Annotated in this window: 7 protein-coding genes and 1 pseudogene; 4 read left to right on the forward strand and 4 right to left on the reverse strand. The window is 67.4% G+C overall.

Features of this window, described 5'->3' with window-relative positions:
- Nucleotides 1-1,495, reverse strand: a pseudogene (locus Q8M88_RS12105) (indolepyruvate ferredoxin oxidoreductase family protein); the annotation flags it as partial.
- Nucleotides 1,496-1,635: 140 nt separating this feature from the next.
- Here Q8M88_RS12105 and Q8M88_RS12110 point away from each other — a divergent pair.
- From Q8M88_RS12110 to Q8M88_RS12120, 3 genes are all read left to right on the forward strand, one after another.
- The gene (locus Q8M88_RS12110) at nt 1,636-2,133 is read left to right on the forward strand and encodes an Lrp/AsnC family transcriptional regulator (protein WP_305597412.1); all 498 of its coding nucleotides are present in this window, start codon (nt 1,636-1,638) and stop codon (nt 2,131-2,133) included.
- Nucleotides 2,134-2,274: 141 nt separating this feature from the next.
- A complete protein-coding gene (locus tag Q8M88_RS12115; protein WP_305597413.1) occupies nt 2,275-2,637 on the forward strand; it encodes a YciI family protein in 363 nt (120 codons plus the stop codon).
- A 155-nt stretch (nt 2,638-2,792) separates the two neighbouring features.
- Nucleotides 2,793-3,770, forward strand: a complete 978-nt coding sequence (locus Q8M88_RS12120) for a S1C family serine protease (RefSeq protein WP_305597414.1) — start codon at nt 2,793-2,795, stop codon at nt 3,768-3,770.
- Between the two features lie 3 nt (nt 3,771-3,773).
- Here Q8M88_RS12120 and Q8M88_RS12125 read toward each other — a convergent pair whose 3' ends face one another.
- Entirely contained in the window at nt 3,774-4,607 is an 834-nt protein-coding gene (locus tag Q8M88_RS12125) for a transglutaminase family protein (RefSeq protein WP_305597415.1), read from the reverse strand.
- Nucleotides 4,608-4,759: 152 nt separating this feature from the next.
- Entirely contained in the window at nt 4,760-5,083 is a 324-nt protein-coding gene (locus tag Q8M88_RS12130) for a TfoX/Sxy family protein (protein ID WP_305597416.1), read from the reverse strand.
- A gap of 116 nt (nt 5,084-5,199) precedes the next feature.
- Here Q8M88_RS12130 and Q8M88_RS12135 point away from each other — a divergent pair, with 116 nt between their 5' ends.
- Nucleotides 5,200-5,898: a DUF899 family protein gene (locus Q8M88_RS12135; RefSeq protein WP_305597417.1), complete on the forward strand. Its 699-nt coding sequence runs from the start codon at nt 5,200-5,202 to the stop codon at nt 5,896-5,898.
- Between the two features lie 10 nt (nt 5,899-5,908).
- Here the strand turns inward: Q8M88_RS12135 and Q8M88_RS12140 are convergent, their stop codons facing one another.
- Entirely contained in the window at nt 5,909-6,868 is a 960-nt protein-coding gene (locus Q8M88_RS12140; RefSeq protein ID WP_305597418.1) for a hypothetical protein, read from the reverse strand.
- Nucleotides 6,869-6,904: the final 36 nt, after the last annotated feature.

Genomic DNA, 6,904 nt, shown 5'->3' on the forward strand with positions numbered 1-6,904 from the left:
AGGTGCCGTCGCCCAGGTTGGTGAAGACGTGCGGCTCGGTGGTGAACGGTTGGGCTCCCATCCAGGCCGCGCCTTCGCCGCCCATCTGGCTGTTCAGATCGGTGTTCGGATCGCCGAAGGTCGCCATGTAATGGCAACCGATGCCGGCCAGCGCGCGCGAGCCCTCCGGCAACCGGGTCGAGCTGTTGTGCGGGCAGCCCGAGCAGAAGAACGGTTTGCGCTGCTGGTCCGAGGCGAGCGTCAATGCTGCGGTGTGCGCGTGGGCGACGCGGTCCAGATAGGCCTGGGCGCGCTGCGTGTGCGGACCCTGCGGCAGTCGCGCGGCGATGGCCTGGGCGATCTCCGCCACCGACAGCGACACCAGTTGCGACAGCAGCGGGCGGCCCTGCTCGTCCACCTTGCCCAGCACCTTGGGGCGTTCGGCGTCGGCCAGGTCGTAGAGAGCGGCGCGGACCTGCGGTTCGACGAAGGCGCGCTTGTGTTCGACCACCAGCAGGGTTTCGAGGCCGCGGGCGAAGTCGCGGATCCCATGCGGCTCCAGCGGCCAGGGCATGCCGACCTTGTAGATCGCCACGCCCAGATCGGCCGCCTCCGCGAGGCTGATATTCATCGAGGCGAAGGCCTCGATCACGTCGGCATAGGCCTTGCCCGAACAGACGACGCCGATGCGCGCCTTCGGCGAGGCCAACGCTACTCGGTCGACGCCGTTGGCCCGCGCGAACGCCATCGCCGCCGGCAATTTGAAGGTGCGCAGCCTGCGCTCCTTGTCCAGCGGCTGGTCCTTCAGGCGAATGCCCAGCCCGCCCAGCGGCAGGTCGAAGTCGGGCTTCACGAAGCGGTGGCGATCCAGCGAGATGTCGATGGTCGCGCCGGAATCCATGGTGTCGGCCAGCGCGATCATCCCGACCCAAAGTCCGGAGAAGCGCGACATGGCGTAGCCCAGCAGGCCGAAGTCCAGCACCTCCTGGACGTCCGCCGGCGAGAGCAGCGGGATCTCCACGTCCTGGAACGCGAACTCCGACTGCGACGGCAGGGTCGAGGACTTGCAGACGTGGTCGTCGCCGGCCACCGCCAGCACGCCCCCGGTCGGGAACACCCCGGCGAAATTGGCGTGCTTGAAGGCGTCTCCGGTGCGGTCGACGCCAGGCGCCTTGCCGTACCACATGCCAAACACGCCGCCGTAGCGGGCGGTGGGGAACAGGTTGGCCTGCTGGCTGCCCCAGACGGCGGTGGCGGCGAGGTCTTCGTTGACGCCCGGTTGGAAGACGACGTTGGCGGCCTGCAGGTGGCGCCTGGCGCGTTCGGCCTGCTGGTCCAGCCCGCCCAGCGGCGAACCCCGATAGCCGGATGCGTAACCCGCCGTATTCAGCCCGGCGGCCGCGTCAAGACGATGCTGGTCCAGCAGCACGCGCAGCAGCGCCTGCACGCCGGTGATGAACACACGGCCTTCAGTGAGCAAAAACTTGTCGTCGAGCGTCACATCGGCGTGCCGCATCGCAATTTCGTTCCTTTCGGGCCTCCCTAAGCCCATAGAAGATCATATAAGGTCGGCGTGGTCACTTACCAAAGGCGTACCCTGGATCATAAGTTCCCGCGCAAGAATTGCACCCCGAGTCCCCCAGCAGGAGGAAAATTTTGTCCGATCCGCTCGATGCCGTGGACGCCAGGATTCTCGACCTCATCCAGCATGACGCGGGGCTGTCGGTGGCCGAGGTCGCGGAGCGTGTCGGCCTGTCCTCCAGTCCCTGCTGGCGACGTATCAAGCGGCTGGAGGATAGCGGAGTCATCCAGCGTCGCGTGACCATCCTCGATCGCGAACGACTGGGATTGAGCTTCGAAGTCTACTGCACCGTCAAGCTCTCGCTGCCGACCAAGGACAATCTCGACGCCTTTGAAACCGCCATCGCCGACCTGGCCGAGGTGGTCCAGTGCGCCACCGTGACGGGTTCGGCGGATTACGAGCTTCGCATCGTCACCCGCGACATGCACGCCTTCGACGCCTTCCTGCGCAACCGCATCCTGTCGCTCGGCCTAGTCTCCAACATCGAGAGCCGGATCGTTATCCGCTCGGTGAAGAACACCACCTGCGCCCCGCTTGGCCTCGTTTGCTCCCACTTGGCGCAATCGGTTTAGCGACGCACGGCCGCCTGCATCCTTTCTCCCGATCCGTTCATCCGGACGAAAGTCGGGCCCCAGGCGCCGTGTCGGATCGGGCGAGCGATGATCGTTCTATGACCATGGCGGCCGATCCACGGCCGTAAGGGAGAGATGACAATGCGCGTGATGGTTCTGGTGAAAGCAACCACGGAAAGCGAGACGGGCGGAGCCATGCCCTCCCCCGAGTTGCTGGAGGCGATGGGCAAGTTCAACGAGGAACTGACCAAGGCTGGCGTCATGCTGGCCGGAGACGGTCTGCATCCTTCTTCGAAAGGCAAGCGCGTCGCGTTCGACGGTCCCAACCGCACGGTGACCGATGGCCCCTTCTCCCAGACCAACGAGCTCGTCGCCGGATTCTGGATCTGGCAGGTCAAGGACATCGACGAGGCCGTGGCCTGGGTTAGGCGCTGCCCCAACCCGATGTCCGGCCCGAGCGAGATCGAGATTCGTCCCCTGTTCGAAGCGTCCGACTTCGCCTGAGGTGGGATTAACCAACGCTCTGGATGCGCGGCGGCGCTTGGGTGACAATGCGTCCTTCGAGGCTGGGCGCACGCGCGAAAGATCACGAGGCGTCGGTCTTGCGGTTCGCGCGTTGATCCATTCGGGAAGCGAAAGCAGGTTCAGGAGATCGCCGCATGGCGTCACCGTTCGACGGCTACGAGGTCGAGGCGCGGATGCGGCCGTCGGCGGACGCCTATGGGTTCGACCTGGATCGAGCGCTGTCGGCGGTGGTGGCGCTGGAGGCGCGCGTGCTTCCCGACGCCTTCACCGCGGGCACGCTGGGCGTCCAGCGGCTGGGCAACGGCACGGTCATCGGTCCGAATGGCCTGGTGTTGACCATCGGCTATCTGATTACCGAAGCCGAAGAGGTGACGCTGACCCAGAACGACGGCACGCGAACGCCGGCTCACGTGCTGGGGTTCGATGCGGTGACGGGGTTCGGGCTGGTCCAGGCTCTCGATCCGCTGGGCTTGCCGGCCCTGCCGCTTGGCGATTCCCGGGCCCTGGCCACCGACAGCCCGGTGATCCTGGCCGGAGGCGGCGGACGCGCCCACGCCGCGGCCGGGCGGGTGATCGCGCGCACGCCGTTCGCCGGCTACTGGGAGTACTTTCTGGACAACGCCATCATCACAGAGCCGGCGCACCCGCACTGGAGTGGTGCAGCCTTGATCGGCTCCTCCGGTGAGCTGGTGGGCGTCGGGTCGCTGAGCATGGAGCGGCGACTGAGCGGCGGGAAGACTTCGCCGATCAACATGTTCGTGCCCTCCGAGTTGCTCGCGCCGATCCTCGATGACCTGGCCCGCGGCAAGCCCGCACATCCGCCCCGGCCCTGGCTGGGGGTGATCTCCCAGGAGATCGGCGAACACGTCGTGGTCATCGGCGTCAATCCGGGCGGGCCGGCGGCGCGCGCGGAACTGCGCGCCGGCGACTTCATCCTGGCGGTCGGCGACGTCACCGTCTCGACCCTGGCGGATTTCTACACCGGCCTTTGGGCCCAGGGCGGCGCCGGCGCGACCATTCCTCTGCGCGTCAGGCGCGAGAACGACGCCTTCGACGTGGAGATCCGCTCCGGCGACCGAACGGCGATGCTCAAGAAGCGCCGGCTCAACTAGGGCCTATTCCGCCGCCATCAGGGCTTGGGCGGGAATCTCCTCGGTGATCACCTCGAAGTGCGTCAGCCACGCCGTGCCGAACGTGTGGGTGATCGCCACGTCGGTTGCGTCGCGTCCGCGGGCGATGACGATGCGGCCGATGCGGGGCTTGTTGTGGCGCGCATCGAAGGTCATCCAGCGGCCGCCGAGGTAGACCTCGAACCAGGCGCTGAAATCCATCGGCGACGGCGAGTACGGCACGCCGATGTCGCCGAGGTAGCCGGTGCAGTAGCGAGCCGGGATGTTCATGCTGCGGCACAGGGCGACGGCCAGGTGGGCGAAGTCGCGGCACACGCCGGTGCGTTCCTCGTGACCCTGCTCGGCGGTCCGCGTGGGACGGGCGTGGTGATAGCCGAACTCGATCCGCTCATGGACATAGTCGACGATCGCCTGGACCCGCGCCCAGCCCGGCTCGATCTGGCCGAACCGCGACCAGGCGACGCTGCTCAGTCGGTCGGTCTCGCAGTAGCGGCTGCCGAGGATGAACGGCAGCACGTCGGCGGGCAGGTCCTCCACCGCCGTCGGACGGGCGTCCAGCACCTGCGGATCCGGCAGGCCGCTGTCGGCGATTTCGAAGTCCGAGGCGAAAGTGATCGGACCGGCGGGCGCGGCGACACGGGTCACCAGATTGCCGAAGCCGTCGACCAGCTGGGTGATCCTGGCCTCCGGGCGGTCAACGCGCAGGGTGTCGGGGGTGATCAGGTCGTGGCGCCGATCCGGGTGCACGCTGAGCATCAGGTGGATGGGCATGGGGTTCTGGCAATCGAAGGCGATCCGATAGCCGGCGCGGATTTTCATGACGGGACTCGCGGGGCGACGAAGTTGATACGATCGACCTCAGGCGCGGCTCTGGTGAGCACTGATTCCCTGGGCCGATGGCGCGACAACGCCGCCTTCCAGACTAGGTTCCGGGCGCCTTAAGGCCAGGCGATCGGCGCCGGCTTTCCCGGCTATTTGGCCGGCGCCCGCAACGCCGCCTCGTAGGCGAGCCGCACCCAGCCGGCCATTTGGTCCGGGTCGTCGAAGGCGTCTTCCGGGATCGACCAGTAGGGCATCTGCACCGCCTTGCCCTTGCGCCCCTCATAGGCCCAGCGGCGTGCGCCGGCCGCCTCGAACGCGGGCGCGCTGACCTCATCGGCCTTCAGCAGCATGTCGCCGCGCAGCTCGATCGCGACGATCAGGCCGCGATGGTAGACGCCCTTGCCGCCGAACATCCGGCGGATGTCCACCGGCCCGAGCCCCGCGAACATCTCCTCGATGTCGATCCGGTCCATGGCGTCTCCACCGTTAATTGCCGCGGCGACAGCATCGTTCCAGGCTGGAGGAGGCCGCGCAACCATCCTCGCAGCGGCGTCATTGTCTCATCCTGGAGTCGAAAGGGACAAAACCATTGGCCTCGCTCGCCCCCGCCTTGGAACTCGCCGCCAGAGCCAAGACGCCCTTCCCGGGCGCCAGCGCCGAATACGATCAGGCCCGTCAGGCGCTGCTGGCGCAGGAGATCGAGCTTCGCCGCCAGATGACCCGGCTCGTCGAACAGCGTCGCGCGCTGCCCGAGGGCCCGGTGATCGCCAAGGACTATCGCTTCAACGGTCCGAACGGTGAAGAGGTCGGCTTGGCCGGGTTGTTCGGCGACAAGGCCACCCTCGTCACCTATTTCTGGATGTACGGCCCCCAGCGCGAACGGCCGTGTCCGATGTGCACCAACATGTTGGGCGCGATCAACGGCAACGCCACCGACATCAAGCAACGGGTCGCGCTTAAGATCCTCGGCCGCAGCCTCGTCGAGCGGCAGAACGCCTTTGCTCAGGAACGCGGCTGGCGCGACCTCGATTTCGTCCAGACAGTCGGCGACGACTACGCCCGCGACTTGGGACTGATCAACGACGACGGCACGGAGAACCCGGCCCTGGTGGTGTTCAAGCGCGACGGTGGGACGGTGCGGCTGTTCTGGGCCAGCGAGATGACCCGGGAGATGGCCGACCCCGGCCAGGATCCGCGCGACGCCCCCGACATCGCCTCGCTCTGGTCGGTGCTCGACCTCACGCCCGACGGGCGCGGGACCGACTGGTATCCCAAGCTGAGCTACTGACCCGCGGTGGTCAGACCGGCGAGCCCCCCAGCATCTCCAGGACCTTCCACTTCAGCGCGCGCCGCGCATAGCGAGGCCGGGCGGCGAAGCTGGGTTGGCTGTGCTTATCGGTCCAATCGTCCTGCATCAGGCGCTCCAGAATCGCGGCGACCTGCGGGTCGTCGCTCCGGTATCGCGGGACGTAGGCGACGGGGAAATAGGGAATGTCGGCGAACATCTTGCTGGCCGCGCATCGGTAGATTTCCAGCGAAGGCCGCAGCACCTTGGTGAAGCCGCCCAGGGCCGACGACGTCTTCAGCACCGCAGCGCACCGCGACAGCAGCACGCAATCCAACAGCGCCCGGTCAGCCTTGCGGTTGAGATCGGCGGCCGGATCCTCCGCCTTGTGGAAGTCGACGCCGCCGAGATTGATCACCTCGGCGTCTATCTGGTCTGCAAGGTAGCTCGCGAAGCCCGCGTCGTCTGACGCGACGAATACACGCTTCAGCGCCGGCCGGCGGTGGCGGAAGTCGGCGACGATCGCGGCCATGTCGGCGCGGCTCACCGGGTTGGTGTCCCAGGCCGCGGTAAGCTTGTCGGTGCCCCGGTAGTGGACGCCCAGCGCGTCGCCCAGCGGACCCAGGCCGTCGGCCTCCGCCTCGATGCGCGGCGGTATGCGGAAATAGGTCGACCAGATGTCGTGCAGCCCCTGCCAGTCGTCGCCGAGCTGCGCGCAGTGGCGCTCGCGCAGCAGCGCCAGGGGAACGTCACGCTTCGCCTGGCCCGGCTGGTAAGCGAGATCGAGGACGCCGGGGATCACCAGGCCGTCCGCCGCGCCGCCATAGTACTTCGCTCGGATCGCCCAATCGGGCCGCGCGCCGCGCGCATGCAGGTAAGGCAGGACCTCGAATACATAGAGGATGACCTGGCCGAACAGGCCCTCCTGCAGCTCGTCCGCGTCGGTCACGATCCGCACGTTCCCGTCGCGCATCAGCCATCTCCCCGCCCATCACAGCCAGATTGCGCC

This window comes from Phenylobacterium sp., from assembly GCF_030693805.1.
Classification (GTDB): Bacteria; Pseudomonadota; Alphaproteobacteria; order Caulobacterales; family Caulobacteraceae; genus Phenylobacterium.